Source organism: Polaribacter sp. HA6-7 (assembly GCF_055693625.1).
Genome location: NZ_CM146338.1, coordinates 2876996 through 2902656, shown reverse-complemented (window position 1 = coordinate 2902656; position 25661 = coordinate 2876996). Strand labels below are relative to the sequence as shown.

General features: G+C 29.9%; 23 protein-coding genes, 1 tRNA gene and 7 pseudogenes. 20 read left to right on the top strand and 11 right to left on the bottom strand.

Translation table 11 applies throughout. From position 1 onward, the window contains the following. Window positions 1-101: 101 nt before the first annotated feature. From ACZ1HD_RS16210 to ACZ1HD_RS16170, 9 genes and pseudogenes are all read left to right on the top strand, one after another. A complete protein-coding gene (locus tag ACZ1HD_RS16210; protein ID WP_472689382.1) occupies window positions 102-404 on the top strand; it encodes a sulfatase-like hydrolase/transferase in 303 nt (100 codons plus the stop codon). Between the two features lie 20 nt (window positions 405-424). After that, the gene (locus ACZ1HD_RS16205) at window positions 425-1375 is read left to right on the top strand and encodes a sulfatase-like hydrolase/transferase (protein ID WP_472688023.1); all 951 of its coding nucleotides are present in this window, start codon (window positions 425-427) and stop codon (window positions 1373-1375) included. Further along, window positions 1345-1641 carry a hypothetical protein gene (locus ACZ1HD_RS16200; RefSeq protein WP_472688022.1) on the top strand — a complete coding sequence of 99 codons (297 nt, stop codon included), beginning with the start codon at window positions 1345-1347 and terminating at the stop codon, window positions 1639-1641. Before ACZ1HD_RS16205 ends, ACZ1HD_RS16200 begins: the two co-directional genes overlap by 31 nt. A gap of 13 nt (window positions 1642-1654) precedes the next feature. Next, window positions 1655-2368 (top strand): sulfatase-like hydrolase/transferase, encoded by a 714-nt coding sequence (locus ACZ1HD_RS16195; RefSeq protein WP_472688021.1) that lies wholly within the window; start codon window positions 1655-1657, stop codon window positions 2366-2368. Window positions 2369-2385: 17 nt separating this feature from the next. After that, the gene (locus ACZ1HD_RS16190; RefSeq protein ID WP_472688020.1) at window positions 2386-3132 is read left to right on the top strand and encodes a sulfatase/phosphatase domain-containing protein; all 747 of its coding nucleotides are present in this window, start codon (window positions 2386-2388) and stop codon (window positions 3130-3132) included. An 11-nt stretch (window positions 3133-3143) separates the two neighbouring features. Continuing rightward, a complete protein-coding gene (locus ACZ1HD_RS16185; protein ID WP_472688019.1) occupies window positions 3144-3419 on the top strand; it encodes a hypothetical protein in 276 nt (91 codons plus the stop codon). Further along, complete coding sequence (locus tag ACZ1HD_RS16180; protein ID WP_472688018.1) at window positions 3341-4579, top strand: sulfatase; 1239 nt, start codon at window positions 3341-3343, stop codon at window positions 4577-4579. The genes ACZ1HD_RS16185 and ACZ1HD_RS16180 overlap by 79 nt, the downstream gene beginning before the upstream one ends. Window positions 4580-4627: 48 nt before the next feature. Continuing rightward, window positions 4628-5562: pseudogene (locus ACZ1HD_RS16175) on the top strand (lactonase family protein). Continuing rightward, window positions 5520-5756, top strand: a complete 237-nt coding sequence (locus tag ACZ1HD_RS16170) for a lactonase family protein (protein ID WP_472688017.1) — start codon at window positions 5520-5522, stop codon at window positions 5754-5756. Before ACZ1HD_RS16175 ends, ACZ1HD_RS16170 begins: the two are co-directional and overlap by 43 nt. On the opposite strand, the pseudogene ACZ1HD_RS16165 reads toward ACZ1HD_RS16170, so the two are convergent. Next, window positions 5753-6794: pseudogene (locus tag ACZ1HD_RS16165) on the bottom strand (GntR family transcriptional regulator). The gene ACZ1HD_RS16170 and the pseudogene ACZ1HD_RS16165 sit on opposite strands and share 4 nt — an antisense overlap. Before the next feature lie 267 nt (window positions 6795-7061). Between ACZ1HD_RS16165 and ACZ1HD_RS16160 the strand changes: the two are divergent. The 7 genes and pseudogenes from ACZ1HD_RS16160 (at window position 7062) to ACZ1HD_RS16130 (ending at window position 14626) form a co-directional block, all read left to right on the top strand. Beyond that, window positions 7062-9165 (top strand): annotated as a pseudogene (locus ACZ1HD_RS16160) (bifunctional aldolase/short-chain dehydrogenase). 86 nt (window positions 9166-9251) lie between these two features. Beyond that, entirely contained in the window at window positions 9252-10532 is a 1281-nt protein-coding gene (locus tag ACZ1HD_RS16155) for a sugar isomerase (protein ID WP_472688016.1), read from the top strand. Window positions 10533-10541: 9 nt separating this feature from the next. After that, window positions 10542-10943 (top strand): FGGY family carbohydrate kinase, encoded by a 402-nt coding sequence (locus tag ACZ1HD_RS16150; protein ID WP_472688015.1) that lies wholly within the window; start codon window positions 10542-10544, stop codon window positions 10941-10943. Between the two features lie 14 nt (window positions 10944-10957). Beyond that, complete coding sequence (locus ACZ1HD_RS16145) at window positions 10958-11920, top strand: hypothetical protein (protein WP_472688014.1); 963 nt, start codon at window positions 10958-10960, stop codon at window positions 11918-11920. Between the two features lie 130 nt (window positions 11921-12050). Further along, window positions 12051-13195, top strand: a pseudogene (locus ACZ1HD_RS16140) (alpha-hydroxy acid oxidase). Window positions 13196-13215: 20 nt separating this feature from the next. Further along, window positions 13216-14112: a purine-cytosine permease family protein gene (locus ACZ1HD_RS16135; RefSeq protein WP_472688013.1), complete on the top strand. Its 897-nt coding sequence runs from the start codon at window positions 13216-13218 to the stop codon at window positions 14110-14112. Window positions 14113-14143: 31 nt separating this feature from the next. After that, entirely contained in the window at window positions 14144-14626 is a 483-nt protein-coding gene (locus tag ACZ1HD_RS16130; protein ID WP_472688012.1) for a purine-cytosine permease family protein, read from the top strand. A gap of 190 nt (window positions 14627-14816) precedes the next feature. Here the strand turns inward: ACZ1HD_RS16130 and ACZ1HD_RS16125 are convergent. Next, window positions 14817-14898 (bottom strand) — tRNA-Leu (locus tag ACZ1HD_RS16125). A 124-nt stretch (window positions 14899-15022) separates the two neighbouring features. Here ACZ1HD_RS16125 and ACZ1HD_RS16120 point away from each other — a divergent pair. From ACZ1HD_RS16120 to pth, 3 genes are all read left to right on the top strand, one after another. Further along, window positions 15023-15964 (top strand): ribose-phosphate pyrophosphokinase, encoded by a 942-nt coding sequence (locus ACZ1HD_RS16120; protein ID WP_079737579.1) that lies wholly within the window; start codon window positions 15023-15025, stop codon window positions 15962-15964. Between the two features lie 19 nt (window positions 15965-15983). Next, window positions 15984-16577, top strand: coding sequence for a 50S ribosomal protein L25/general stress protein Ctc (locus ACZ1HD_RS16115; RefSeq protein ID WP_079737578.1), 594 nt, complete (start codon window positions 15984-15986; stop codon window positions 16575-16577). Window positions 16578-16725: 148 nt separating this feature from the next. Then, window positions 16726-17292, top strand: coding sequence for an aminoacyl-tRNA hydrolase (gene pth / locus ACZ1HD_RS16110; protein WP_340932052.1), 567 nt, complete (start codon window positions 16726-16728; stop codon window positions 17290-17292). Between the two features lies 1 nt (window position 17293). Here the strand turns inward: pth and ACZ1HD_RS16105 are convergent, their stop codons facing one another. The 8 genes and pseudogenes from ACZ1HD_RS16105 to lysM form a co-directional block, all read right to left on the bottom strand. Next, window positions 17294-17743 (bottom strand): 6-pyruvoyl trahydropterin synthase family protein, encoded by a 450-nt coding sequence (locus tag ACZ1HD_RS16105; protein ID WP_472688011.1) that lies wholly within the window; start codon window positions 17741-17743, stop codon window positions 17294-17296. A gap of 175 nt (window positions 17744-17918) precedes the next feature. After that, a pseudogene (locus ACZ1HD_RS16100) lies at window positions 17919-19417 on the bottom strand (GH3 family acyl-acid amido synthetase). Then, window positions 19417-20222 (bottom strand): annotated as a pseudogene (locus tag ACZ1HD_RS16095) (M23 family metallopeptidase). The pseudogenes ACZ1HD_RS16100 and ACZ1HD_RS16095 overlap by 1 nt, the downstream one beginning before the upstream one ends. A gap of 107 nt (window positions 20223-20329) precedes the next feature. Further along, a complete protein-coding gene (gene nadD, locus ACZ1HD_RS16090; protein ID WP_472688010.1) occupies window positions 20330-20911 on the bottom strand; it encodes a nicotinate (nicotinamide) nucleotide adenylyltransferase in 582 nt (193 codons plus the stop codon). A gap of 13 nt (window positions 20912-20924) precedes the next feature. After that, window positions 20925-21509 carry a guanylate kinase gene (gene gmk / locus ACZ1HD_RS16085; RefSeq protein ID WP_340932061.1) on the bottom strand — a complete coding sequence of 195 codons (585 nt, stop codon included), beginning with the start codon at window positions 21507-21509 and terminating at the stop codon, window positions 20925-20927. Window positions 21510-21593: 84 nt separating this feature from the next. Further along, the gene (locus ACZ1HD_RS16080; protein ID WP_340932063.1) at window positions 21594-22460 is read right to left on the bottom strand and encodes a YicC/YloC family endoribonuclease; all 867 of its coding nucleotides are present in this window, start codon (window positions 22458-22460) and stop codon (window positions 21594-21596) included. 35 nt (window positions 22461-22495) lie between these two features. Then, a complete protein-coding gene (locus ACZ1HD_RS16075) occupies window positions 22496-23389 on the bottom strand; it encodes a DMT family transporter (protein WP_472688009.1) in 894 nt (297 codons plus the stop codon). A 120-nt stretch (window positions 23390-23509) separates the two neighbouring features. Continuing rightward, the gene (gene lysM / locus ACZ1HD_RS16070; RefSeq protein WP_077810439.1) at window positions 23510-23980 is read right to left on the bottom strand and encodes a peptidoglycan-binding protein LysM; all 471 of its coding nucleotides are present in this window, start codon (window positions 23978-23980) and stop codon (window positions 23510-23512) included. A 96-nt stretch (window positions 23981-24076) separates the two neighbouring features. Here lysM and upp point away from each other — a divergent pair. Continuing rightward, window positions 24077-24731 (top strand): annotated as a pseudogene (gene upp / locus ACZ1HD_RS16065) (uracil phosphoribosyltransferase). Here the strand turns inward: upp and ACZ1HD_RS16060 are convergent. After that, window positions 24726-25655: a DUF6427 family protein gene (locus ACZ1HD_RS16060; RefSeq protein WP_472688008.1), complete on the bottom strand. Its 930-nt coding sequence runs from the start codon at window positions 25653-25655 to the stop codon at window positions 24726-24728. The pseudogene upp and the gene ACZ1HD_RS16060 sit on opposite strands and share 6 nt — an antisense overlap. Window positions 25656-25661: the final 6 nt, after the last annotated feature.

The window sequence follows — 25661 nt, the reverse complement described above, 5'->3', positions numbered from 1 at the left end:
ATTAGTATCTAAAAAAATACAGTTTTTTTTGTAATCCTTATTGTATTTGGTTGTAGCACATCAAAATTAAAGACGAAAGAAATTGATCAAAAAAACCAAACATTGTATTTATTTTTGCAGATGATTTAGGTTGGGTTGATATAAGTACAGGAAATACGAATAAGAATAATGGTTCAAAAATTTACGAAACGCCTGTAATTGATAAATTGGCAACACAAGGAATGTCTTTTACAAACGCGTATACCAATCAAAATTGTGCACCATCTAGAGCTGCTTTAATTAGTGGGGAATATGCAACAGGTATAGATAATCAGGTGTATAATGTTGGGTCTTTAAAAAGACAAGATAAAAGAACCAAAGGATTTCCAAATGTACTTATTGAGCCTTTCAAGCAAAAAAAGTAATTGCAGAAGATGGTATCAATATGTTTGATGTTTTAAAAACAAAAGGCTATCAAACAGCATTAGTGGGTAAAAGTCACGGAACTCCACATCCTTTAAAAGGTGATTATGGTATAGATTTACCAGCAGATATTCATCACATTATAGCGGCTCCTATTAAAGGGAAAAGAACAAAATCTTTCTATTTAGCACTAAATTCCGATAAAAAAGGATGGACGTTTAATTCAGAATTTGTAGATAAATATGCCAAACCTTATGATAATGAATACCTTAATACGATTTTAAATCCTTATAAATCAAGAGCAGATGTGTCTCTTTTAAAAGGAACTCCAAAACATCTTACAGATGCAATTGGAGATTTCTCTGTAGATTATATCAAAGAAAAAGCAAATGACGAAAATCCGTTCTTTTTATACATTCCTTTTCACGCAGTTCATTCTGATGTTACTGGCAGAAAAGATTTAACAGAAAAGTATTTGAACCGCGGCTTAAAACCAAGAATTGCAGAATATGCTTCTATGATTGAATTGTTAGACCAAAATGTGGGGAAAATAAATAATGCTTTGAAAGATCCAAATGGAGATGGAGATTATGAAGATGACATCACAGAAAACACCATTTTTATATTTTATTCTGATAATGGAGGATTATTTAAAAATACGCCATTGAAAGGCAAAAAAGGAAATTTAACAGAAGGTGGTCTTAGAGTTCCATTAATTTTCAGATATCCAAATGTGATACAAGAAAATTCGATAACCAATCAAGCAGTACATTGTATCGATTTTCTACCCACTTTTGCAGAATTAGTTGGAGTTGATTTAGCTACATTAAAAAAGAAAGATGGAAGCAAGCCTAAATATGATGGTGCTTCTTTTGCAAAAGTTTTAACAGGAAAAGCAAAAGAATCTCAAGAAATAATTTGTTTTGGCATCTTCCAGGATATATGGATGAACGTTTTTCTCCATCAACTTTAATTCAAACAAGAGTAGGAGAAGAATATTTTAAGTTGTTTTACTTTTATGAAACTGAAGAATTTGAAATGTATAACATCACTAAAGATATTTCAGAAAAAAGAAATATTTTAAACAATCCTACATCCAAAGAAATGGAAATAGCATTGCAAATGAATGCAGATATGTTAGCTTGGTTAGCAACCAATAATGCACCAACAGGAACTTGGGTTAAAAACAAAGAAAAAGTGCCTTATCCTAAAGTAGAAGGTGTAAAAAAGTATCAATAATAGAATTTAAGAAATGAATAAAAAGTCTTTGATTTTACCTTTTTTGGTAGTGATAAGTATAGCATTTATAGGATGTATTAGCAACAATAAATCTAACAATGTAGCTAAAGTTGATGCAAATCAGATTGAAAAACCCAACATCATATTTTATTTAGCAGACGATCAAGATGTGTACGATTATGGTTGTTATGGTAATGAAAAAGTAAATACAACAGCAGTAGATAGGTTGGCAAAAGAAGGAATGTTATTTACCAATGCATTTACAGCTCAAACCATTTGTGCACCAAGTAGATCTCAGGTTTTTACAGGTAAATACCCTGTTAAAAATGGTTGTTTTGCAAATCATACTGCAACAAGACCAACTATTGAAAGTGTAACTTCTAAAATGAAAAAGTTGGGTTATGAAGTGGTACTTGCTGGAAAAAGTCATGTAAAACCTTCTAGTGTTTACCAATGGGATAAAGAATGGTTGCCAGTTCCTAAAAAAGATGTTCCAAGAGCTTATATTCCATTAGATAGTATCAAAGCGTATTTCAAGAAAACCAAAAAACCATTTTGTATGTTTATCACCTCAAAATACCCACATGGAAAATATTTTGATGTAGAAAACGCAAAAACTGAAGATATTAAGTTTTATCCTTTTAATGAAAGTAAAAAAAATGATAAAGCCTTTATCCAGAAAAAGCAGGTTATTATAGAAGTATTGCAGAAGATAATACCCAAATAGAAAAAGTATTAGAATTTGTGGATGAACATTTAAACGATAACACTTTGTTTATTTACAGTGCAGATCATGGTGTTTCAGGGAAATTTACATTAAAAGATATTGGTTTAAAAGTACCTTTTGTAGTACGTTGGCCAAAAGTGATTAAAGCTGGAACAATATCAAATCAGTTGATACATTATACAGATGTGTTGCCAACTTTTATGGATATTGCAGGAGGTAAACCAGTACAAGATATTGATGGTAAGAGTTTTTTACCAATCTTAAAAGGAAATGATGTTGCTGTCAATAAATATGTTTATGGAGTTAGAACCAATCAGAATATTTTAAATTCAGAAGTTTTCCCATCAAGAATGATTCGTAATCAGCGTTATAAATACATTCGTAATTTTAATTCCTTAGAAGTTGTAGAAGAAAACTTAACAGGAAAATCAAATGTAGATTATTTTATAAAACGAGGAGCTAATGCTTTTAAGCATGAACCTTTTGAAGAATTATACGATTTGCAGAATGATCCTTTTGAGCAAAAAAACATAGTTAATAATCCTGAGTTAAAATTAATAAAAGAAAAATTGGTAAAAGATTTGTTTAGCTGGATGAAAACTCAAAGTGACTTTTTAAATGAAGAAAAAGGAAATATGCCTTTAATTACAGCAAAAGGAAATAGAGGTTTTAAATTAGATAAAGATACACCAAGACGAAAAATTCCTGATTCGATAAAAAATACATTATTAGAAGAAGATTATAAGATTATAAAACATTGGTAATAATCAGAGATATGAAAACAATAACTAAACTTTTTTTACACTATTTAATAATTAGTGTTCTATTAATTTCTTGTAAAACAGACAAGAAAGAAGTTGCTATTAATACAAAAAAGACACAAAAAAATATTTTATTTATTGCGGTTGATGACTTACGACCAGAGTTAAATTTTTATGGAGCAAAACACATTAAATCTCCAAATCGGATAAATTGGCTAGTGAAAGCCTTGTATTTGAAAGAGCTTATTGCAATATTCCTGTTTGTGGTGCCTCAAGAGCGAGTTTATTAACAGGAATGAGACCTACAAGACATCGTTTTATAAACTATAAAACTAGAGCAGATGTGGATGTGCCTTATGCTATTTCTTTACCAAAGCTTTTAAAACAAAATGGTTACACAACAATTTCAACAGGTAAAATTTACCATACAAATGAAGACGATAGCCTTTCTTGGAATGAAAGATGGTTTCCAAAAGGAAATATTAGAAATTATCAATTAGAAAAAAATATAGTGGAAAATGGTAAAGCCAATTTAGCTATGGGAGGTGCAAGTGCTTTTGAAATGGCAACTGTAAATGATACCGCTTATTTTGATGGTAAAATTGCCCAAAAAGGAATTACTGATTTAAAAAAACTTAAAAATAGTAAACAACCTTTCTTTTTGGCATTAGGTTTTATGAAACCACATTTACCTTTTAATGCGCCAAAAAAATATTGGGATTTGTATAATAGAAATCAAATTGAATTACCAGAAAGTTATGTCCAACCAAAATCTACTCCTACGAAAGTCTTTCATAATTTTGGTGAGTTGCGCAATTATGGAAACATCCCTAGAAAAGGAGAAATACCTGAAAATTTAGCAAAAGAATTAATTCACGGTTATTATGCCTGTGTAAGTTATGTAGATGCTCAAATAGGATTGGTTTTAGACGAATTAAAACGTTTGGAATTAGAAGACGATACTATTGTAATTTTATGGGGAGATCATGGTTGGAATTTAGGCGACCATAAATTATGGTGTAAACATGTTACGTTTGAAACTGCTTTAAGAACGCCATTAATCATTAAAGTTCCAGGGAAAACTAAAGGAACAAAAACAGAAGCCATTACAGAATATATCGATATTTATCCGAGTTTGACAGAATTAATTGGTTTAGAAACTCCTGATACTGTTGAAGGGAAAAGCTTTGTGCCAATCATTAATGGTAAAGACTCAGATAAAGATTGGGCAGTATCTAAATTTAAAGATGCTGTAACCCTGATTAAGGGCGATTTATTTTACACAGAGTGGACAAAAGATGATGGTATTGCTTATGAAAGAATGTTATTCGACCACAAAACAGACCCTTTAGAGTTAGATAATCTAGCTGAAAAGCCAGCATATCAAGAAAAAGTAAAAGCACTGGCTTTAGAATTAAGAGAAAAGTGGGGAAAAGATTTTTTAAAATAAAGAAAAGTGAAGAAATTACAACAGATTATAACATATATATTAAATCTTATGTTTAAAAAGACAATCTTATTTTTGTGTTCAACAGTTTTTTTATTTGGATGTAAAACAGTTCAAAATAAAACGTTACTTTTTATTGGAAGTTTTACAGATAAAAAACCTGGAGAAGGTATTCATGTTTATGAATTTAATACAGAAACAGGAGAAGCTAATTTAACTTTTACACTTAACAATATTACAAATACGTCTTTTTTAAAAATCTCTAAAGATGGTAATTACTTATATTCTGTGGTAGATAGCCAAATGAAACACAATGGTAAAGTTGCTGCTTTTAAAGTAGACGCAATAAATTCTAAAATAGAGTTGTTAAATATGCAAGATTGTGGAGGATTAAATCCTGCACATTTGGCAATTGATAATTCGGAAGTTATTTAGTAAACTCTAATTATTCAGATGGTACTTTAAGTCTTTTTAAAATAAAAGAAGATGGTGGTCTAACAAAAACAACTCAACTGTTACAATTTAAAGATAGCAGCGTCATTAAAAGTAGACAAAAATCTTCTCATATGCATTCTGCTAATTTTTCTCCTGATGATAAATATGTTTTTGGGCACGATTTAGGTGCAGATAAAATCAGAGGTTTTCAACTTGAAAATAATCAAGGAAAAGTTTCTTTAGAAAACCCCAAAGTAATTAACGTTAAACCAGGTAGTGGACCAAGACATTTTGTGTTTCACCCTAATGGGAAATTTGGATATTTAGTTAACGAATTAAGTGGTAAAGTTGATGCATACAACTATAATAATGGATCTTTAGATTTTATTGAAGATTATGCTACTTATCAACAAAAACAAGATATTTACAGAACAGCAGATATTCATATTTCTCCAGATGGTCAATTTTTGTATGCTTCTAATCGTGGGCGTAAGAAAATACTATTGTTGTGTTTTCTATCAATAAAAATAACGGAAAATTACAACTTATAGAGCATGTAGATACAGCAGGAAATCATCCTAGAAATTTTGCGATTTCTGATGATGGCAATTTTTTATTAGTCGCTAATCAGTTTACAAATAATATTACAATCTTTAAAAGAAATATAAAAACAGGAAGTTTAACTAAATTACCAAATCAGATTACAGTTAATAGTCCTTCTAGCATTCAATTAAAAAGTTATTAAAGAGATTCTCTATCAATAAAATTAAAAGGAACTTTAACTTTACCTTTAGTTTTATTTAAGATCATTTCTGCAGCAGTTTCTCCCATAACTTTAAAATCTGTAGATATAACAGTAATTCCTAAAAGTTCTTTTAACGGAGTATCATTGTAAGAAATAACACCAATATCTTTACCTAGTTTAAATTCGTCTTCTCTAGCTTGTTTTACTAAGTTTACCAAGTCAGATTCTTCAATGGTAATAAATAAATCTCCTTTTATTAAAATCATGTCATCGTAGATTTTGTCAAGTATTTCAAAATCTAAATTATGCTCAACACAAAATTTTCTAAAACCATGCAGTATTCTTCTAGGATAAGGATAAACAGCTTTTTCTGGATATACTAAAATTATTTTCTTGTAATTTTTAATTTTGTTTACGCCTTCGTTAAGTGCGTTGTATATATCATTTTCAAAATCTTGATAAATTTGTATTAAGCTATCATGTATATTTTCTTTTATGTTGTCTAAGATGATTAATTTTTCATTAGGAATTTTTTGTATTGTTTTTAAAACCTTTTCTCGGTAAACTAATATGTTTAGAGTCTTCAGTTTTAAAATGAGGCATTATAATAAAATAATCGTAAGCTCTTTTGTTTTTTTCTATTAAGTTTAAAAATAACGTTTCGTCACAGTGATAGATGTGCAAATCTGTATGAGAATTAGCACCAATACTATCTATAAAGTGATTGTAAGTTCTTAATTTGTATGAGCTTAATTTATTTACCAAAAACAAAATATTAACTTTAGATATTAATTTTGTTCTAGATATATAAAACCCTTTACCTCTAATAGAAGTAATAATTTTACGTTCTTTTAGTATACTATATGCTTTTTCTACGGTATCTCGAGATAAATTAAATTCTTCACTAAGCATGTTAATTGAAGGGATTTTTTGATCCATAACAAGTTTATCGCGAGAAATATTATGAATAATAGAATCTATAATCTGTTGATATTTTGGTACCCTAGAGCTTTCTTCAATTGTTATAAGTTTTAACATATCCATAATGTAGAAAAATATTGTTTTTTAAACGTGTTAATAAACCAAAAGTAATAAAAGCGTTATAATAATAATCAGAATACCATAAAGAACTTCCTAAAAACTATAATCTTACAAATAATTAAGGGTTTAAAAATTAAAACTAAATGTATATTTATAGGTTAATTTAAGTATTTATCTCATTTTTTATTTATTGCGGTATAGTACAGGATACAAAAGTTTATATTGAAATCTATATTTGAACTATAACTTATCACTTACAGAACAATGAAACAAACAAAACAAAGTTTTAAATACGTTGATTATTTATGGGACGAAGAAAAAGCCTTATCTCTTGGAGATAATCAAGTAGAATTATTTTTATATCGCTCAAACATCTTAGGGTCTGATTTAAGAATTACAAATTATGGAGGAGGAAACACAAGTTGTAAAACTATAGAGAAAGATCCATTAACTAATGAAGATGTAGAAGTTATGTGGGTTAAAGGTTCGGTGGAGATATTGGTACTTTAACACGTTCGGAATTGCAGGTTTGTACACAGAAAGATTGCGTGATTTGAAAAATGTATACCAAGGCTTACATGATGAAGATAGAATGGTTGGCTTATTTAATCATTGTATTTACGATTTAAATAGTAAAGCACCTTCTATAGACACACCTTTACATGGTTTATTACCATTTGCTCATATAGATCACTTACATCCAGATGCTTTAATAGCAGTAGCTGCAGCAAAAGACAGCGAAAAAGTTACAAAAGAAATTTGGGGAGACACAATGGGTTGGGTGCCTTGGCAAAAGCCAGGTTTCGATTTAGGACTACAGCTAGAAAAATGTTTAGCAGACAATCCAGGAATTAGAGGTATTGTTTTAGGTAGTCATGGTTTATTTACTTGGGGAGATACATCTTATGAGTGTTATATAAACAGTTTAGAAGTTATTGAAATGGCTTCTGAATATATAGAACAAAAATTAAAAGAACAAGGTGAAGTTTTTGGTGGTCAAAAAGTAGAAAGTTTACCTAAAGAAGAACGTTTAGAAAAAGCAGCTCAAATTATGCCTTTGTTAAGAGGTTTATGTTCTTCTGAAAATAGAATGATTGGTCACTTTTCTGACACAGATGTTGTAATGCAATACATTAATAGTCATGATTTAGAAAGATTGGCTCCAATGGGTACTTCATGTCCAGATCATTTCTTAAGAACAAAAATTCAACCTTTAGTTTTAAGTTTAGATAAAAATGAAGATTTATCTGATTCTGAAGCTATTTTAGCAAAATTAGAGCCTGCGTTTGCAGCATATCGTCAAGAATATGCAGATTATTACAATACTTGTAAAAAAGATAATAGTCCAGCAATTAGAGATGCGAATCCTGTTATAATTATATATCCAGGGGTTGGTATGTTTAGTTTTGCAAAGAACAAACAAACAACAAGGGTTGCAAGTGAATTTTACATCAACGCAATTAATGTAATGCGCGGTGCAGAAGCTATTACAGAGTATACTTCTTTACCAAGACAAGAAGCTTTTGATATTGAGTACTGGTTATTAGAAGAGGCAAAATTACAACGAATGCCAAAAGAAAAGCCATTGTCTAGAAAAGTAGCAGTTGTTACAGGTGCTGGTGGTGGTATTGGTAAAGCTATAGCAGATAAATTAGCAGCCGAAGGTGCAAATGTAGTATTAACAGATATTAATGAAGAAGCTTTAGTAGAAGCGAATGCAACGTATGCAAGAGATGTTTCTTCTTATGCTGTTTGTGATGTTACTAATACAGATTCTATTGCAAGTGCTTATAAGAAAGCAATTATAGAGTTTGGTGGTGTAGATATGATTGTTCACAGTGCTGGTTTAGCTATATCTAAACCATTAACAGATACTACAGATAAAGATTGGAATATATTACAAAGTATTTTAGTTAAAGGACAATTCGATTTAGCAAAGCAATTTGCATTAATTGTTCGTAAACAAGGTTTAGGAGGAGATTATATTGCAATTGCAAGTAAAAACGGATTAGTAGCAGGACCTAATAATGTGGCCTACGGAACAGCAAAAGCTGCGCAACAACACATGGTACGTTTATTAGCTGCCGAATTAGCTAAAGATAAAGTTAGAGTAAATACTGTAAACCCGGATGGAGTAATTGTTGGAAGTAAAATTTGGGAAGGTGCTTGGGCCGAAGGTAGAGCAAAAGCAAACGGTATTACTGTAGAAGAATTACCAGCTTTCTATGCAAAAAGAAACTTGCTAAATGAAATTATTACACCAAATGATATTGCTAACGGAGTATTCTCTTTAGTAGGAATATTAGATAAGTCTACCGGAAATATTATAAATGTAGACGGTGGAATGGCAAATGCTTTTGTGAGATAATATTTTAATTTGAATTAAGAATAAGACTTCTGTAAATCTTAAGCAAGTTTATAGAAGTCTTACTTAATTAAGAACATAATATAAAAATGAAGATCAATCAACCACAAATATCTGATTACAATCAGAAATCGTTAAAAGATCATAATGAAAATTTCGATTTTTTATCAAACAAATTAACAAAACAAGGTAAAGATGTTAATAGCATTGTAGCTAAACTATCAGAGTTTCAAGTGGCAATACCAAGTTGGGCATTAGGCGCAGGAGGAACTCGTTTTGGACGTTTTTCTTTTTATGGTGAACCATCAAATTTAGAACAAAAAATAGAAGATATTGGTATCTTACATAGTTTAACGCAAACTGCAGGAGCTGTTTCTTTACATATTCCTTGGGATATTCCTTCTGATTATGCTGCAATTAAAGAAAAAGCAGATGCTTTAAATATAAAATTTGATGCTGTAAACTCTAATACATTTCAAGATCAAAGTGGTGCTAAAGAGAGCTACAAATATGGTTCATTAAGCAACGTAAACAAAGCTGTTAGAGACCAAGCAATTCAACATAATTTAGATGTAATTAAAATAGGAGACAAATTAGGTTCTAAAGCTTTAACAGTTTGGTTGGCAGATGGTTCTTCTTTTCCTGGGCAAAATAATTTTCAGACAGCTTTTCAAAATACACAAGATAGTTTAATAGATATTTACAAAGGTTTGCCAGATGATTGGAAAATGTTAGTAGAGTATAAGCCATATGAGCCAAATTTCTACAGTACAGTTATCCAAGATTGGGGTGCTTCTTTAATGTTAGCTAATGGGTGTGGAGATAAAGCTTATACATTAGTAGATTTAGGACATCATTTACCAAATTCTAACATAGAACAAATAGTATCTATATTGCAATTAAAAGGTAAATTGGGTGGTTTTCATTTTAATGATAGTAAGTACGGAGATGACGATTTAACAGTAGGTAGTATTAAACCTTACGCTTTATTTTTAATTTTTAACGAACTAGTGTATGGTATGCAAAACAATCCTCAAAATCCTGATTTAGCGTGGATGATTGATGCAAGTCATAATATAAAAGATCCTTTAGAAGATCTAATTCAATCATTAGAAGCAATTCAAGAAGCATATGCAAAAGCAATGCTAATAGATCAAGATGTTTTAAGAGCAGCGCAGTTAGATAATGATGTTGTAAAATGTCAAGAAATATTGCAAGAAGCATACAGAACAGATGTTCGTCCTTTATTAGAAAAGGCAAGATTAAATTCAGGAGGTGTAATAAATCCTATAGATGCTTATAGAACTTTACAGGTTAGAGATCAATTAATAAGAGAAAGAGGAAAAAACACGATAGCTACGGGTCTATAAAAAATTCTTATGAAACAAAAAGTAACTGCAGTTTTCGATATTGGAAAAACAAATAAGAAATTTTTCTTGTTTGATAAAGATTTTAAACAAATCCATAAAGAGTACACTTCTTTTGATGAAATTAAAGATGAAGATGGTCATCCAACAGAAGATATTCATGCATTACAAAACTGGTTAAAAGAAGTTTTTTACAAAATATTAAAGTCAGAAAAGTTTAATGTGAAAGCAATAAACTTTTCTACTTATGGTGCAAGTTTTGTTCACTTAGACGAAGAAGGAGAAATTCTTACACCTTTGTACAATTACACAAAAGAAATTGATAGTGAAATTGTAAATCAATTTTATGATAAATATGGTAACGATCAAGAGTTAATTAGAACAAGCGGTGCATCTAGGTCTCGGGCTTACTAAACTCCGGGTTGCAATTGTATTGGTTAAAGTACAAAAAACCAGAAATTTTTAAAAAAATTAAGTATTCTTTACATTTACCACAATACCTAAGTTATATTTTTTCTGGAGTGCCTCTTAACGAGTATACAAGTATTGGTTGTCATACAAATCTTTGGAATTATGAAACCAAAGATTATCAAGATTGGGTGTATCAAGAAGAAATTCACAAAATCTTACCACCAATAGTTTCTACAGAAACAAGTTTAAATATGAACTATAATGGTAAAAGAATTAAGATAGGAGTTGGAATTCATGATAGTTCTTCTGCTCTTTTACCTTACGTAAGAAGTATAAAAAAACCATTTGTTTTAGTTTCTACAGGAACATGGAGCATCGCTTTAAACCCATTTGTAGATAAACCTTTAACAAAAGAAGATGTAGAAGCAGATTGTATTAATTACATGAGAATTAATGGTAAACCTGTAAAGTCTTCAAGGTTGTTTTTAGGAAATGAATATAAAATTCAAGTAAATAAGTTGTCAGAAAAATTTAATGTTGATAAAGATTATCATAAAACAGTTGAGTTTAATTATGACGTTTATTTTGAAGTTTTACAAGATTTTAAGCATTCTTTTAAATGGGAATCTTTTCAAGATAAAGATATGCCCGAAAAAACAAAATATCTGTATAATAATTTTGAACATGCGTATCATCATTTAATGATAGAGCTTGTAAAATTGCAAGTAGATAGTATTAAAACAATTGCCGATACACAAAAAATAGACAGATTATATGTAGATGGTGGTTTTACAGACAATGATATTTATATCAAATTATTGTCACATTATTTAAGAGGCATGAAGTTAAGAACCACAAAAGCATCATTAGGTTCTGCTTTAGGAGCTGCAATAGCAATTTCTGATACAAAATTAAATTCTAAATTTTTGAGAAAAAACTATGCTTTAAAGAAACACGTTCCTTTTATAGTTAACGATTAAAAAAAGGTATTCTTTAAAATTTAAAAAACTCAAAAAAAGTTAATTACATAATTTTAAATTTTAATAAAATCTTGTAGATAGATTTTACTTAAAATTCTAAAATTGAATATTTATTTTACAATACAAAACCATGGCTATAAAAATAGATACGCGCTATCCATCAATCGATGATTTAAGAAATAAAGCTAGAAAGAAAATACCAAAATTTGCATTTGAGTATTTAGATGGTGGCTGTAATGAAGATGTAAACCTTATAAGAAATACTTCAGAAATTAGAGAAGTACAATTAAAGCCAAATTATTTACGTAATCATGGTGGGTCATCAACAAAAACTAAACTTTTTGGTATAGAATACGATGCTCCTTTTGGTATTGCACCTGTTGGGTTGCAAGGTTTAATGTGGCCAAATTCTCCGGAGATTTTAGCGAAATCAGCTTTTGAACACAATATTCCGTTTATCTTAAGTACTGTTACTACAACTAGTATTGAAAGAGCTGCAGAGTTAACAGAAGGTAAGGCTTGGTTTCAACTATATCATCCAACAGAAGATAGTTTAAGAGATGATATTTTAAAAAGGGCAGAAGCAGCAGAATGTCCTGTTTTAGTAATTCTATGTGATGTGCCAAGTTTTGGTTTTAGACCAAGAGATATTAGAAATGGCCTAGCAATGCCACCCAAAATGAACTTAACTAATATCTTACAAGCATTTGGAAGACCTCATTGGAGTTTACAAACTTTAAAACATGGAATTCCTAATTTTGCTAATTTATTGCCATACATGCCAAAAAATTTAGACTTAAAACAGTTAGGTAAGTTTATGGATCAAACCTTTTCCGGTCGATTAAACGAAGAAAAAATAAAACCAATTCGCGATATGTGGAAAGGTAAAATAGTTTTAAAAGGTGTTGCTTCACATTATGATGCAGAACAAGCAATACGACTAGGTTTAGATGGTATTATTGTATCTAACCACGGTGGTAGACAATTAGACGCCGGTGAGTCTACAATTAAACCCTTAAAATCTATTGCAGAAAAATACGGAGATCAAATAGAAGTAATGATGGATAGTGGAATTAGATCTGGTGTAGATGTTGCGAGATCTTTAGCTTCGGCGCAAAATTTACTTTTATGGGACGATCTTTTATGTACGGAGTTTCTGCTCTTGGTAATAAAGGAGGTAACCATACTATTTCTCTTTTAAAAACAGAGTTGCAACAAGTAATGGAGCAAATATGCTGCGAACGAGTAGAAGATTTCCCTAATCATCTAATATAATCATTCAAGAAATAAAATAAATGAGCCAAGTAAGTATAGAATCAAATCAAGTAGAAGAAGCAGTAAGTGGAGAGTTCGAAAGAGAACCGATACCAAATTCTAAGTTAAAAGGATGGAAAAGTTTTATAGGTATGTATGCAGGAGAACATGCTGCAGGAACCGAATTTATGATAGGTCCACTTTTTTTAACAGCAGGAGTAAGTGCTTTTGATTTGATTGTTGGTTTGCTTTTAGGTAATTTGTTAGCAGTACTTAGTTGGCGTTTTTTAACAGCAGAAATAGCTGTTAAAAACAGATTAACATTATATTTTCAGTTAGAAAAAATATGTGGTAAAAAATTAGTTACAGGTTACAATTTAGCCAATGGTATTTTATTTTGTTTTTTGGCAGGTTCTATGATAACTGTATCTGCTACAGCGGTAGGTATTCCTTTTGATATGCCTATGCCAAAACTAGATGATACCTTACCAAATGGAATGACTTGGATTATAATTGTAATTGCTATTGGTGCAGTTATTTCTATAATTGCTGCAAAAGGATATGATACCGTTACAAAAGCTGCAAATTGGATGTCTCCTTTTATTGTTTTAGCTTTTGTGGTTGCAGGTATTGTAGCTCTTAGTCAATTAGGAGTAGATAGTTTTTCAAAATTTTGGGCAATTTGGGGTGACGGAGGAGAACCTTTTCCTGGACAAACAAAATTTACCTTTTGGCACGTGGTTATTTGGTCTTGGTTTGCTAATGGGGCAATGCATATTGGTATGTCAGATTTATCTGTTTTTAGATTTGCAAAAGAAGCAAAAGCGGGTTGGACAACTGTTGCAGGAATGTATGTTGGACATTATATGGCGTGGATAGCCGCAGCTTTACTTTATGCTGTATATTTAAAATCTCCAAGCTCTTTCTTATCTAAGTGAAGGTAATGCACCTCCAGTAGCTCCTGGCCCTATGGCATACAACGCAATTGGAGTTTTCGGAATTATAGCGGTGGTTTTAGCAGGATGGACAACTGCAAATCCAACAATTTACAGAGCAGGTTTAGCTTTTCAGGCTATTTTACCTAAATTGTCAACAGCTAAAGTTACTATAATTGCAGGAGCAATTGCTACAGTAGCTGGGTTATTTCCTGCATTTGCTATGAAGTTATTAGGCTTTGTAGCTCTATATGGATTTATTTTGGCTCCCTTTGGTGCAATTATTGTATTTGAGCATTTTTTTGCAAAAAAGTTTGGAATTCAAAAAAATTATGCAGAATTAGCTGGAATCAAAATTAATAATGCAGTACTATTTGCATGGGCAATTAGCTTTGGTCTTTTCTATTTTATATCTGTTCAATTCGATGTTTTTTTATCTTTTGTAACATTACCGGCATGGTTACTTTGCGGAGTTTTATTTATAATTTTCAGTAAAAGAATTCAAAAAAGGAAATAATTATATTTATAATGGAAAAATTAAAAAGCCCATTTATTTTAATGTATTTAATTTTAATACTTCCTTTTGAAATTACAAAAGGGAAAAAAGAAGAGTAAAAAAAAGAATTAAATTTTTACTTAAGAATTTTTTTAAGTTTTATAAAGTAATAAAAAAACCTCAACTTTTAAAGTTGAGGTTTTTTGCTTTGTACTCAAGGTGGGAATCGAACCCACACTCCCGAAAGAACTGGATTTTGAATCCAGCGCGTCTACCAATTCCGCCACTTGAGCATTACTAATTGCGATTGCAAATGTATTAAATTATTTTATTTTAAAGTATATAAATTAATTTCAAACTAAATAAATAATTTCTACTTTTGTGCCCTTACAACAACACAATCTAAATAACAACTAAATGCCTACAAATCAATTAGCACCAAAACTTTTTGCCTGCAGACAAAGTACAGTTTTGGCAGAAAAAATTGCAAAAGAATACAATACAACACTAGGAAAAGTTAAAACAACATACTTTAGCGACGGAGAATTTCAGCCAGCATTCGAAGAATCTGTTAGAGGAAGAAGAGTATTTATAATAGGTTCTACTTTTCCTAACGCAGATAATTTAATGGAAATGTTGTTAATGTTAGATGCTGCCAAAAGAGCATCTGCAAGACACATTACTGCTGTAATGCCATATTTTGGATGGGCAAGACAAGATAGAAAAGATCAACCAAGAGTTGCAATTGGTGCAAAATTAGTAGCAAACCTATTACAATCTGCAGGTGCTACTAGAATAATGACAATGGATTTACACGCAGATCAAATTCAAGGTTTTTTCGAAAAGCCAGTAGATCATCTTTTTGCGTCAACTATTTTTATGCCATATATAAATAGTCTAAAATTAGAAAACTTAACAATAGCATCACCAGATATGGGAGGTTCTAAAAGAGCATACGCATATTCTAAACACTTACATTCTGATGTTGTAATATGTTACAAGCAACGTAAAAAAGCAAATGTAATTTCTCATATGGAGTTAATTGGTGATGTAGAAGGTAAAAATGTTATTCTTGTTGATGATATGATAGATACAGGAGGAACATTAGCACATGCAGCAGATTTAATGATGAAAAGAGGTGCTTTAAGTGTACGTGCAATATGTACACATCCTATACTTTCCGGCGGTGCATACGAGAAAATAGAAAACTCCGGTTTAACAGAATTAATAGTTTCAGATACAATTCCTCTAAAAAAGGAGACTTCAAAAATAAAAGTTGTATCTTGCGCGCCCTTATTCGCTGATGTTATGCACAAAGTTCAAGATAACACATCGATTAGCGGACAATTTTTAATGTAAATAATTAATAAAAAAAGTAATGAAATCAATTACAATTAAAGGATCAAAAAGAGAAAGCGTAGGTAAAGTATCAACAAAAGCCTTACGTAATGCTGGTATGGTTCCTTGCGTTATATACGGAGGAGATAAGCCAGTGCATTTTTCTGCAGAAGAAAAAGCGTTTAAAAACTTGGTGTACACTCCAAATGTATACACTGCAACTATTGATGTTGATGGACAAAAAATTGCAACTGTATTGCAAGATATCCAATTTCACCCAGTAACAGATAAAATCTTACACGTAGATTTTTATCAGTTATTTGATGATAAAGAAATTACAATGAATATTCCTGTAAAATTAACAGGTACTTCTCCTGGTGTATTAAATGGTGGTTCTTTACGTTTTACAAACCGTAAATTAAGAGTAAAAGCTTTACCAGCTAACTTACCAGACTTTATATCAGCAGATATTTCTTCATTAAAAATTGGTAATAAATTATTTGTTACTTCTTTATTTAATGATGATTATACTTTTATGCACCCAGATAACACGGTTGTTGTACAAGTTAGAACTTCTCGTAATGCAACTGTTTCTGCAGATGAAGACGAAGAAACTGAAACTGCTGCTGAATAAATTTTAGCAACAAAAATAAATATAAAAGCGTTACAATTTTGTAACGCTTTTTTTATACCTTTTAATTTCTTCTTACTTTTGAAGTGTGAATATCTTAAGGTTTTTTAAAAATCTATTCTGTTTAAATTTAGAAACGAAAGAACAACTAATGAAAAAATTTTTAATTGTAGGTTTAGGTAACGTTGGTACTAAGTATGATAATACACGTCATAATATTGGTTTTAAAATTTTAGACGAACTTGCAGAAGAACATAAAGCTACTTTCGAAACAGAAAAGTTAGGTGATATTGCTAATTTTAGGTTTAAAGGAAGAACTTTTATCCTTTTAAAACCAAGTACATTTATGAATTTAAGTGGGAAAGCAGTTAAATATTGGATGGATAAAGAGAAAATTGCTGTAGAAAATATTCTAATTGTTACAGATGATGTAAATATAGATTTTGGAACCATACGTTTAAAAGCGAAAGGTTCTGCTGGCGGACATAATGGTTTAAAAGATATTCAAGAAAAATTAAACACTCAAAAATACCCAAGATTTAGATTTGGTGTAGGTGCAAATTATCCTAAAGGAAGACAAGTAGATTTTGTTTTAGGAGAATGGAATAAAGAAGAAACCAGTCAATTGATAGAGCGTTTGCCAACATCAGCAAAAGTTATCACTTCTTTTGGTACAGCGGGCTTATCAAATACTATGAACGCTTATAACGGTAAATAGTTTAGTTTTCGTTAGCGTACCATTCTGCAAAACTAGAATCTGTTTCTTGTAATTTTATAGAATGTAATTTGATATTGTTAGGCAATCTATTTTTAATTTTCTCAGCAAAATCAATTACCATCATTTCACTTGTTGGTTGGTAATCTACTAATAAAACATGATGACCTCTGTCTATTAGTTCTTTTGCAAGTTCTAAATGAGGTGTGTTTTTATTAAATACAGTTGCATGATCAAAAATGTCTACAATTTCTTCATTAACAATCTTTTTTAAATCACCAAAATCGATTACCATTCCAAATTTTACATTTGTATTGTCAGAAATCGGTTGTCCGTAAACGGTAACAGATAATTTATAAGAATGACCGTGTACATTTTTACATTTACCATCATAACCATATAATGCGTGCCCTGTTTCAAAATTGAATTGCTTTGTAATTCTAATTGTACTCATTTGTATTTTATTGCTGTTTTTTAGTGTAATAACTAAATCTAACCAAATTTAAAATTTGATATTTGGTTTTATGTTAACGTCGTCTGTTTCTGTATTTGTTGTAAAAGTAAACAATTACTAGTACTACAGCTAAAACTAAAAATAAATAATCTCCTCCCATTTTGTATATATGTTCTTATTTTTCAATTATAAAATTATCTAAAACATCTGCAATTTTTCTGTTGTCAGAAAGTTGAGGTATTTTATTTTGTCCGCCAAATTTACCAATAGATTTCATGTATTCATGAAAACCTCCTTTCTTAACTTTTCTAATAATTAACGGACGTAGTATTTTGCCTTCTATTAAATCGAAATAATAGATGTTTTGATTTTGCATAGATGCATCTACTTTTGCAGCAAATTCTTCTATGTTTTCTGGTTCGTTTTCAAATTCTATAAACCACTCGTGATATGGCAAGCCGTAACTTGGGTTTACTTGTGGTGCAACCGTAAATTCGCTTATATTTATAGTTGTTCCTTTTATAGAATCATTCAATGCCTTTTCTACTTCTTTACCAATAACATGCTCGCCAAATGCAGAAATAAAATGTTTAATTCTACCTGTAACTTTAATTCTATAAGGTTTTGTTGATGTAAATTCAATCGTATCGCCAATATTATAACCCCAAAGACCTGCAGTGGTGTTTAATATAATTACATAATTCACCCCAATTTTAACGTCTTTTAAAGAGATTCTTGTTGGGTTTTCATCAAAGAATTCATTTGCCGGAATAAACTCGTAAAAAATACCGTGAATCTAGCTGTAAAAGCATTCCTTTTGCTGTTTGAGAATCTTGGTAAGCAATAAAGCCTTCGGATGCAGGATATAATTCTATATAATCTATTTTTTTACCAATTAAACTCTCAAATTTATTTTTGTAAGGCTCAAAATTAACACCACCGTAAATAAAGAAATTAAAATTAGGAAATAATTCTGATACAGATTTCCCTGTTTTTTCAATCAGTTTTTCGAAATACATTTGCACCCAAGACGGTATACCGCTAATTACAGACATATCTTCGTTTACTGTTTCATCTACAATCGCATTCACTTTTGTATCCCAATCTTCTATACAATTGGTTTCCCAACTTGGTAATCTGTTTTTAAGTAAATAGTTTGGTACGTAATGAGCAGCAATACCACTAAGTCTGCCAAGTTTTACGCCATTTTTATCTTCTAAAACTGGGCTTCCTTGTAAAAAAATCATTTTACCATCAACAAAACTTGCATCATTTTTTTCTGCAATATAAAACAGCATTGCATTTCTTGCCGCTGTAATATGTGTTGGCATCGATTCTTTAGTAATTGGTATATATTTAGCACCGAAGTTGTACCGAAGTTTTTGCAAAATATAATGGTTTCCCTGGCCAAAGTACATTTTCTTCTCCGTCAACAATTCTATCTACATACTTTCTTAGTCCTTCGTAATCTTGTACTTTAACTTGTTTTTTAAAATCTTCGTAATTAGAAATAGTATCAAAATTATGATCAATACCAAAAGCAGTTTTTTTACCCTTAGAAATTAAGTTTTTAAAAACTTTATCTTGTGTTTTATGGGGTTTATTAGCCCATTTATAAACCTTTTTGGTTGCAATTTTAGCAAAAGGAATGGCAAAAAAAGATTTAATACTCATTATTTAAAATCTATAAAGTTTGTTGGGTTTATAGCGTAACCACCTTTCCATAGTTCGAAATGTAAATGTGGTCCGGTAGAAAGTTCTCCTGTAGAACCAACGCTAGCAATTACTTCGCCAGATTTTACAAAATCACCTTGTTGTTTTAGTAAATTACCATTGTGTTTGTAAACAGAAATAAAATCTTTGTTATGTTTTAAAATAATTACATAACCAGTTTCTGCGCTCCATCCGAAAAAATAACGGTTCCTTCTGCGGCAGCTTTAACAGGTGTGCCTGTTTTAGCTATAATATCTAGTGCAAAGTGTTTAGAATTAGCATCAAAACTTTGTGAAATATTTCCTTTTAAAGGCGCGAAAAAAACAATTTTAACGCTGCTGTTAGAGTTGTTTAAAATACTAAAACGAGTTTCTCTATCTATTTTTTCTCTGTACAAAGAATCTTCTTTGGTTGCATCTAATTTGCTTTCGTCTATTGTAGTTTGTCTTGCTTCAATTTGAATAGAATCTATTTCTTCTGAACTTATCTCTCCCGTTAAAACAGGTTTTAAAGCTTTTGTATAATTTTCTAAAATAGCCAACTTTTGCTTTAAAGAATCTGCTTCGAAAGTAAGCTTTAATGCATCTGATTTTAGTTTTGAAGAAGAATAACCAGGTATGTATTCTTTAATTGGCGTAAAAGCTATTAATAATGTGGTTAAAGAAATAAGTAGAATAGAGAAAATTCCGCCTAAAACAAATACATTTAAACGAGACAGTTTTAAAGAAAAACGTTCTTCAAAAGTATTTTCGTTTAAAACAACCAACCTATATTTATCGGTTAGTTTTTGTTTTAATTTTCCTTTTTTTTATCCTTTTTAGCCAAAGTATTTATTTTGAATATTTACAAATATACAACGAATTTAAAGTGAAATTATTTTCTATAAAAATTCATTTCATCTATGTACTGCCAAACTTCATTGGTTAAAAGCGGTTTCATATTTTTATTGTCTTTAATTCCGTTTCTAATCATTGTAGAAGAAATTTGAACAATTGGTGCAGCTACTTTTGTGATTTTTGGGTGATTATCGAATTGAGAATCTATTTTGCCTTCTGCAATTCTTGGGTAAACATAAATATTATGATGTTCTAAAATGGTTTCGTAATTTTTCCATTTATGTAAGCTTTTTAAATTGTCTTCTCCCATAATCAAACAAAACTCTTTGTCTTTATACATATCAGAAATATGTGCTAAGGTGTGTACTGTGTAGTTTGGTTGTGGTAGTTTAAATTCGATATCAGAAGGTTTAATTTTGTCATATGCTTCTGTTGCTTTGTAAACCAATTCTAGACGATGGTGATTGTCTAGCAAAGAACTTTTCTTTTTAAAAGGATTATGAGGTGTTACAACCATCCGGATTTCATCTAAATCTGAATTTTCTACCATATGGTTGGCAATTATTAAATGCCCAATATGAATAGGATTAAAAGTGCCAAAATATAAACCAATTTTCATTTTAATAGAAGTTTTATTTCTTTAAATCTAAAAAATCGCTAACCAAATCTTCTGCTTCTTTTAAAGCAACATCTAGTTCGTAATTTTTGATGATTTTATCAAACTGTGGTGCTGTTGCCAGTTCTACAGATGCTTTTGCTACGCGCATGTTTATTTTGTCTTCACTTTCTGTAGAGCGCTTTTTTAATCTTATTTTAAGTTCGTCTACACTTGGTGGTTTTACAAATACAGATAAAGTTTCGTTTGGAAATTTCTTTTTAATTCTAAGGCCACCAACAACATCAATATCAAAAATTACATGTTTTTTAAGCGCCCAAATACGTTCTACTTCAGATTTTAAAGTTCCGTAGAAATTATCTCTATAAACTTCTTCCCATTCTAAAAATTCGTCGCCTTTAATTTTACTTTTAAAATCTTTTAAAGAGATAAAATAGTAATCTTCACCATTTTTTTCTTCTCCTCTTGGTTCTCTAGAAGTAGCAGAAATAGAAAACTCTAAATTAAATTTTTCTTGTTTTAATAAATGACGAACAATTGTTGTTTTTCCTGAACCAGAAGGTGCTGAAAAGACGAATAATTTACCTTTAAATTCTGACATAAATGTTTAATTTTTGTCATTCTGAATAGATTTCAGAATTATATGTTATTAGTTTTAAACCAGTATTTTGGTTTATTTTGATGCTTAAAGTACGTTTAAGATTTGCTCTTTAATTTGCTCTAATTCGTTTTTCATTTGAATTACCGCTTTTTGCATCGGTGCAAAATTTGCTTTAGAACCTGTAGTGTTAATTTCTCTACCCATTTCTTGAATTACAAAACCTAACTTTTTACCGTTAGAATCTGGTGTAGCCAATGTTTCTAAAAAGTAATCTAAATGGTTTGCTAAACGAACCTTTTCTTCGTTTATATCTAATTTTTCTAGATAATAGATTAACTCTTGCTCAAAACGATTTTCGTCTGTATCTACTTTTAAATCGTCTATAGCCTTTTTTAAACGTGCTTTTACGTTTGCTATTCTATCGCCATCTAAAGCTTTTACTTCTTCTAAATACATCTTAATATTTGCAATTCTTTGCTTAAAATCTATTTCTAAAGAAGCGGCCTCGTCTGTTCTATATTGTACAATTTCTTTTATGGCAACATCTATATGTTCATCAATTAGATTCCATTCATTTTCATCTAATTCTTCTCTTTCTGTTTTTAATGCATCCGGCATTCTAACAGCCATTTTTAACAATTCTACATCGTCTGTAGAACCAGTTTGCACAACATTTCTTAATTGTTGTATGTATTCTTTTACAACACCATGATTAACAGTTGTAGAAGTCTCATCTGCAGTCATCTCTACAAATATCGAAAAATCTACTTTTCCACGAACTAAGGCAGCTGCTAATTTTTTACGCACAGGTAATTCTTTTTCTTTGTAATAAGAAGGAATTCTAACGTTTAAATCTAAATTTTTACTGTTTAAAGATTTAATTTCTATAGTAACTTTTTTGGTAGGCAATTGTAATACTGCTTTACCATAACCCGTCATAGATTGAATCATAAAATCATCATTTTAAATAAGTTGCAAATATAGTTTTATTTGGTAGATTTTTCTACTTGTTTGGTTACTAAATACACACCAATAAATATTAAGATTGTTGCACTTATTTTAACTGTATTTAAAGAATCGCTACCAACAATTAATGCATAAATTGTAGCTATTACAGGTTGTAAATAAATAAAAACACTAACGGTTGTTGGTTTTAATTTTGATAAACCATAAAGATTAAAAAGATAGGTAACACAAGATGTAAAAATTACAACAAAACCAATATTCCAATAAATGTTGGTAGGTATTTCTCGCCAAGAGACTTCTAATATCTCGCTATAACCAAACGGAATTACAAAAATAGAACCGAATAAATATAGCCATTTTACAAAAACAATTGGGTTGTATTTTACAATTAAATCTTTAGCCAAAACCAAATACAAACCATAAGATGCTGCATTTACAAAAACTAAAAAGTTACCAAAGTTATTGTTGGTTCCTTCGGATGAATTATTACCATAAGTAATTAATAATATGGTGCCAATTAAACCTATAAAAACACCTAAAATTCGTTGTTTACCTATTCTTTTTCTTATTAAAATACTAGAGAAAATTAGTACCATAATAGGTGATGTAACCATCATTACAGATGCGCTTATAGGTGTAGTAATACTTAAGCCTTTAAAAAAAGTTAACATGTTTAAACCAATTCCGAAAAAAGAAGCTAAAAGTATTTTTTTGTAATCTTCTTTTCCTATTTTTTGTTGTTTAATAAACAAACCTATCGTCCAGAAAATAGTTGTTGCGCCAATAACTCTTACCAATATAAAAGCATAAGGTTTTAAATAAATTGGCATAACATCTTTAGCAATGGTAAATGTTAAACCATAAATTAATGTTGCAATAGAAACTGCAAAAAGAGCTAGTATTCTTTTATTCATTTTTAAAAATGTAATCTATATTAGTTTGCAAAGTTGCTAATAAAATTTAGATTTTAAGCATAAAAAAAGAGCTTCAAAAATAATTTTGAAACTCTTATGGTTTGGTTGATTAACTTTTAGTTAGTCTACTAATGGTGGTATTCTTAATACCTGCCCAGGATAAATTTTATCTGGATGCGTTAACATAGGCTTGTTTGCTTCGAATATAACAGGGTATTTCATAGCATTACCATAATATTCTTTTGCTATTTTACCTAAAGTATCTCCTTTTTCTACGGTATGAAATTGTGCCATTGCTTCTTCTTCAATCTCTTCTACTTCTGCAACAGTAATATTATCTTCTACAGAAGAAATTCCGTTTGTGTTTCCTACCACTAAAACTACTTTTTCTTTTGTAGCTAAATCGGCAGTTTCTCCCCACAACTTTACTACGTCATCATTTACTTCTATAGATAAATCTGTAACCTGTAAATCTAATGCAGTAATGGCATTTCTTAACTGTTCAGACTTTTCTGCATTTTCTTCTTCTGTAGTTTTTCCAATACCAAAAACTTTGGCTCCGGCATTTTTAATGAATGAAAAAATTCCCATTTTTTTTATTTTTTAGTGATTAAATTAACTAAATTCTTAGAGCAAGATACAAATTTTACTTAATTATGCTACATTTGTTTATCAAATTTCTATAAAATGCATATTCATAATATATCTTCTAGCAATACAATTTTAAATAAATTCATCTCAGAAATTAGAGATGTAAATGTTCAAAAAGATTCTTTACGGTTTCGAAGAAATATAGAAAGAATAGGTGAGGTTTTAAGTTATGAATTAAGTAAAGAACTTAATTACTCTGTAAATAAAGTAGAAACTCCTTTAGGAACTAAGGAAATAGATCAACTTACCAACAAAATTGTTTTATGTTCTATTTTAAGAGCTGGTTTGCCTTTGCATCAAGGGTTGTTAAATTACTTTGATGATGCAGAAAATGCTTTTATTTCTGCTTATAGAAATCATCCAGAAAATGGCGTTCCATCAGAAATTATTGTAGAGTATTTTGCGTCACCATCCATAGAAAATAAAACGTTATTACTTGCAGATCCTATGTTGGCAACTGGCCAAAGTTTAGTTGCTGTTTATGAGGCGATTAAAAAATATGGCGTGCCAAAAGAATTGCATATTATAGTTGTGATTGCCTCTAAAGAAGGAGTGGATTATATTTCTAAACATTTTCCGAGAAAACACACATTTATGGATAGCTGCTTTGGATGAAACTTTAAATGAGAAAGGATATATAATTCCGGGTTTAGGTGATGCCGGAGATTTAGCTTTTGGTAAAAAATTATAAAAGAAATAGAAAAACTACTAAACTTAAAATTAATACTGATAATACAACATTTTTAATAATGTTGTTTTTAATTAATTCTATACCGTTTGCACAAATTACACTTGCAGGAAAAAGTAAAAATAGCATCTCAGAGCCATTTTTATTAGGAATTAATAGTGCAAAAAACAATGATATTGTAAAGTTTAATAAAAGTAATAACCAACTTTTTTTAAATGAATTATTTACAGAAAGCGTTTTTGGAGATTTCATAATAATTGAAACCACAGAAAGTATAATTATCAAAATTATAATCCAATTAAAGTTGTTTTTAGAGTATAAGAGTAAGCTTTTAAAGCTATTAAAGTAAAAAAGGTTTGTAAAAACATACAATTGATCTTGCCAAAAACAATACGTAAAATAAATAATTAAAGGACACGCAAAACCTATTAAAGGTGCTATTAGACGATTAATTACAGGTTTTTGATGCACAAAAATACCAGCATAAATAAGTATGGCAAACATTGCTGTAAAAGGCTCTAAAATAAATAAAATGCTTAACCAAAAACCGCTATCAAAAAGTTTTTGCAATATCTTTTTTGGAGATTTTAAACTGTAAATTTTTCTTAGAAATAGAATATATAACAGTATTATTGTTAGTGTTTTATAGTTATTTATAAGCGGTAGAAAAAATGCAAGTAAAACTGTAAAAACAAAGAAAGCATAAGAATTATCGAATGTTAGATTATTCTTAGTTACTATAAAGTTGTAAAAGAAAAAAAGAAATAAAAAAAGTGCAATTAAACCAGTAACTTCAAACACTAATTTAAATTGAAAATCTTGCCCTAAATAGATTGGTAGTGTTGTAAATAAAAATAGACAAATAAAAACGCTTAAAAGAATTATGAAATTGATTGGTTTAGATTTCCCTAAAAAATTGGCTAGCATTGTTTC

Excerpts from the sequence above, each read along its gene's own strand:
- ACZ1HD_RS16205 (WP_472688023.1), top strand. The coding sequence starts at position 425 with ATGTTTGATGTTTTAAAAACAAAAGGCTATCAAACAGCATTAGTGGGT.
- ACZ1HD_RS16200 (WP_472688022.1), top strand. The coding sequence starts at position 1,345 with ATGGATGAACGTTTTTCTCCATCAACTTTAATTCAAACAAGAGTAGGA.
- ACZ1HD_RS16195 (WP_472688021.1), top strand. The coding sequence starts at position 1,655 with ATGAATAAAAAGTCTTTGATTTTACCTTTTTTGGTAGTGATAAGTATA.
- ACZ1HD_RS16185 (WP_472688019.1), top strand. The coding sequence starts at position 3,144 with ATGAAAACAATAACTAAACTTTTTTTACACTATTTAATAATTAGTGTT.
- ACZ1HD_RS16155 (WP_472688016.1), top strand. The coding sequence starts at position 9,252 with ATGAAGATCAATCAACCACAAATATCTGATTACAATCAGAAATCGTTA.
- ACZ1HD_RS16150 (WP_472688015.1), top strand. The coding sequence starts at position 10,542 with ATGAAACAAAAAGTAACTGCAGTTTTCGATATTGGAAAAACAAATAAG.
- ACZ1HD_RS16135 (WP_472688013.1), top strand. The coding sequence starts at position 13,216 with ATGAGCCAAGTAAGTATAGAATCAAATCAAGTAGAAGAAGCAGTAAGT.
- ACZ1HD_RS16130 (WP_472688012.1), top strand. The coding sequence starts at position 14,144 with ATGGCATACAACGCAATTGGAGTTTTCGGAATTATAGCGGTGGTTTTA.
- ACZ1HD_RS16120 (WP_079737579.1), top strand. The coding sequence starts at position 15,023 with ATGCCTACAAATCAATTAGCACCAAAACTTTTTGCCTGCAGACAAAGT.
- ACZ1HD_RS16115 (WP_079737578.1), top strand. The coding sequence starts at position 15,984 with ATGAAATCAATTACAATTAAAGGATCAAAAAGAGAAAGCGTAGGTAAA.
- pth (WP_340932052.1), top strand. The coding sequence starts at position 16,726 with ATGAAAAAATTTTTAATTGTAGGTTTAGGTAACGTTGGTACTAAGTAT.
- ACZ1HD_RS16105 (WP_472688011.1), bottom strand. The coding sequence starts at position 17,743 with ATGAGTACAATTAGAATTACAAAGCAATTCAATTTTGAAACAGGGCAC.
- nadD (WP_472688010.1), bottom strand. The coding sequence starts at position 20,911 with ATGAAAATTGGTTTATATTTTGGCACTTTTAATCCTATTCATATTGGG.
- gmk (WP_340932061.1), bottom strand. The coding sequence starts at position 21,509 with ATGTCAGAATTTAAAGGTAAATTATTCGTCTTTTCAGCACCTTCTGGT.
- ACZ1HD_RS16080 (WP_340932063.1), bottom strand. The coding sequence starts at position 22,460 with ATGATTCAATCTATGACGGGTTATGGTAAAGCAGTATTACAATTGCCT.
- ACZ1HD_RS16075 (WP_472688009.1), bottom strand. The coding sequence starts at position 23,389 with ATGAATAAAAGAATACTAGCTCTTTTTGCAGTTTCTATTGCAACATTA.
- lysM (WP_077810439.1), bottom strand. The coding sequence starts at position 23,980 with ATGGGAATTTTTTCATTCATTAAAAATGCCGGAGCCAAAGTTTTTGGT.
- ACZ1HD_RS16060 (WP_472688008.1), bottom strand. The coding sequence starts at position 25,655 with ATGCTAGCCAATTTTTTAGGGAAATCTAAACCAATCAATTTCATAATT.